1 protein-coding gene is annotated in these 1,430 nt (G+C 63.6%); it reads right to left on the bottom strand.

What is annotated here, in order from left to right:
* Nucleotides 1-1,325, bottom strand: a 1,325-nt coding sequence (locus ACFHW1_RS28705) for an amino acid adenylation domain-containing protein (RefSeq protein WP_416616709.1), incomplete at its 3' end; no start/stop codon positions are given.
* Nucleotides 1,326-1,430 lie beyond the last annotated feature (105 nt).

Here is a 1,430-nt window from a genome sequence, read left to right as displayed (position 1 = left end):
CGCAGTTCGTCCGGCGACGGTGCCGGGCCGGCGGCGACCAGGTAGGCGGCCAGGTCGGCCTGCCCGTCGGTGCCGACCCGGGCGATCACGGCGGCCTCCAGGACGGCCGGACAGGCGCCTAGCACCGCCTCGATCTCGCCGGTTTCGATGCGGTAACCACGTACCTTGACCTGGGTATCGACACGACCGGCGTACTCCAGCCCTCCATCGACGGTCCAACGACCAAGATCACCACTGCGATAAAGACGGGCACCAGACACACCGGAAACGTGATCAGGCACAAACCGCTCAGCCGTCAACCCCGACCGCCCGACATAACCACGAGCCAAACCCGCACCCGAAACGTACAACTCCCCAGTCACACCGATCGGACAAGGATTCCCATACACGTCCAACACATACACACCCAGATCAGGCAACGGCCGACCAATCCGAGTCAACTCGTGACCAAGATCACCCTCCGAAAGAGCCAGATAAGTAACATGGACAGTGGTCTCGGTAATCCCATACATATTCACCAGCAACGGCGACTCATACCCATACCGCGACGCCCACCGCCGCACCGACGGACGATGCAACGCCTCCCCACCGAACACCACCACCCGCAACACCCCACCACCACCCACACGCTCATCCACCGTCTCGAACTGCCGGAACGCCGACGGCGTCTGGCTCAACACCGTCACCCCCTGCTCCCGAACAAGATTGTGAAACGCCTCCACATCCCGACTCACCGCAAACGGCACCACCACGAGCCGACCACCCGTGATCAACGCACCCCACATCTCCCAGACCGAAAAATCAAACGCGAAACTATGAAACAACGACCACACATCATCCGGACCCAACGGCAACAACTCCCGAACACCACCAATCAGCCGCACCACATTGCGATGCGACACCGCCGTCCCCTTCGGACGACCCGTCGAACCCGACGTGAAAATCACATAACAACCACCATCCGGATCCACCTCCGGCAACCCACCGACAACCTCACCACCCACCTCCGCCACATCCACACACCGCCACGAACCCTCCGGCACCACACCCACAGACACCGCATCAGTCACCACCAACGGCGCCGCCACATCACGGAGCATGAACTCCATCCGTTCCCCCGGAAACGCCATGTCCAACGGCACATACACACCACCAGCCCGCACCACGGCCAGACACGCCACCACCATCTCCACAGACCGCTCCAGACAGACCCCCACACACACCTCAGGACCCACACCGAGAGCACGCAACCGCCACGCCAACCGATCCGCCCGCTCCACCAACTCCCGATACGTCAGCGACCCCCCACCCCCAGTGACAGCCACCGCATCCGGCCGCACCCGCGCCACCGCAGCCACCAACTCATGCACCGTCGCCGCACCCGACACCCCGACCCCGCCACACGACCACTCCCCGATCCGAGCCGCCTC

This window comes from Micromonospora sp. LOL_014 (assembly GCF_048060245.1).
In the GTDB taxonomy this organism is placed as follows: domain Bacteria; phylum Actinomycetota; class Actinomycetes; order Mycobacteriales; family Micromonosporaceae; genus Micromonospora_E.
This window is presented reverse-complemented; position numbering and strand designations above follow the sequence as displayed.